General features: G+C 74.6%; 1 protein-coding gene and 1 pseudogene. Both read left to right on the plus strand.

Annotated elements, in window-relative coordinates:
* A partial coding sequence (locus HW578_RS26145) for a M16 family metallopeptidase (protein WP_198373632.1) occupies positions 1 to 1,315 on the plus strand: 1,315 nt, incomplete at its 5' end.
* A pseudogene (locus tag HW578_RS26150) lies at positions 1,315 to 1,734 on the plus strand (insulinase family protein); the annotation flags it as partial. The gene HW578_RS26145 and the pseudogene HW578_RS26150, both read left to right, overlap by 1 nt.

The raw sequence follows: 1,734 nt of genomic DNA on the forward strand, positions 1-1,734 counted from the left end.
CCCCGTGGGCGCCTTCGTGCCAGGACCGCGCCGCGAGCGCGCCGACCGCCCGCTGTTCGGCGCGAAGCAATGGCAGCTGCCCAACGGGCTGCGCGTGGTCCTGGCCGAGAACCGCCGCGCGCCAGTCGTCGCGCAATACCTGTTCTATGCCGCCGGCGGCGCCGAGGACCCCGCCGGGCGATCCGGCGTCGCGCATTTCCTCGAACACATGATGTTCAAGGGCTCGCCCAACGTCGCCTCGGGCGAATTCTCCCGCCGCGTGGCGCGCGAGGGAGGTAACGACAACGCCTTCACCTCGCGCGACGTCACCGCCTATTTCCAGCAGGTCGAGGCCTCGCGCCTGCCGCTGGTGATGCAGATGGAGGCCGACCGCTTCGGCGCGGCGCTGTTCCCGGCCGACCAGCTGGAAAGCGAGCGCAACGTCATCCTCGAGGAACGCCGCCAGCGCACCGACAGCTCCGCCCGGTCGCGTTTCCAGGAAGCCTTCCGCGCCGCGCTCTGGGGCCCGCAGACCTGGCCCGGTCGGCCCATCATCGGCTGGGAGGCCGAGATCCGCGCCATTACCCGCGACGACCTGGTGGGCTTCTATGACCGCTTCTACGCGCCCCACAACGCGACGCTGGTGGTCTCGGGCGCGGTCGACGAAGCCACGCTGCGCGCCCTGGCGGAGGAACACTACGGCCGGGTGCCGGCCCGCCCCGGTGCGGCGCGCGACCGCGCCCGCGCCCCCTCCGTGCCGCATGAGCCGCGCTTGGTCACGCGCGAACCCACCGCGCGGGAGGCGCTGCTGATCCGCGCCTGGATAGCGCCCTCGCTGACCGCCGGGGAGGCGCGCCACGCCCTGCCACTGGAGGTGCTGGCGCATCTGCTGGGCAGCGGCCAGGGCTCGCGCCTGCATGCCGCACTTGTCGAGACCGGCCTCGCGGTGTCCGCCGGCGCCTCCTATGACGGCGAGGCAGCGGGCGCGACGGAATTCACGGTCTACGCCGTGCCGCGGCGCGGCGTCGAGCCGGACCGCCTGGAAGCGGCGCTGCAGGCGACCATCGCGACCCTGCTGCAGGACGGCCCGACCGAGGCCGAGGTCGCGCGCTCCCGCCGCCAGCTCTCCTCCGGCGCATTGCTGGCGCTGGACGGCTTCGGCGCGGCGCCCCGCATGCTGGGCGGCGTGCTCGCCATCGGCCTGTCCGCCGATGTCGTGGAATTCTGGCCCGCCCGGTTGCGCGCCGTGACGCAGGCGCAGGTGACGGAAGCCGCGCGCGCCGTGCTCGGGACCGCCACGGCCACCACCGGCTGGCTGCTGCCGGAGGCCGCGTGATGAGCACCCCCTTCACCCTGCCGATCCAGGTGGTCGAGGCCGGCCCCGTCACCGCCTGGCTGGTCGAGGACCATACGGTCCCGGTCGTCTCGCTCTCCTGGTCCTGGCCGGGCGGCGCGGCGCGCGACCCCGCCGGGCAGGACGGCACCATGGCCATGGCCGCGGCCATGCTGATGGAAGGGGCGGGCGACCTGCGCGCCCTGGCCTTCCAGGATGCGCTGCGCGATGACGCGATTGGCCTGTCCTTCTCGGCCGGGCGCGACAGCTTCGAGGCCGGCTTCCGCTGCCTGGCGGACGCCCTGCCCGAGGCGCTGCGCCTCGCGCGGCTGGCCATGACCGCGCCGCGCTTCGATGCCGACGCGCTGGAACGGGTGCGCGCGCGCGCCATCGCCGGCGCGCGGCAGTCGCTGGAGACCCCG

It is taken from the genome of Roseomonas rosulenta (assembly GCF_016106005.1).
GTDB lineage: Bacteria > Pseudomonadota > Alphaproteobacteria > Acetobacterales > Acetobacteraceae > Neoroseomonas > Neoroseomonas rosulenta.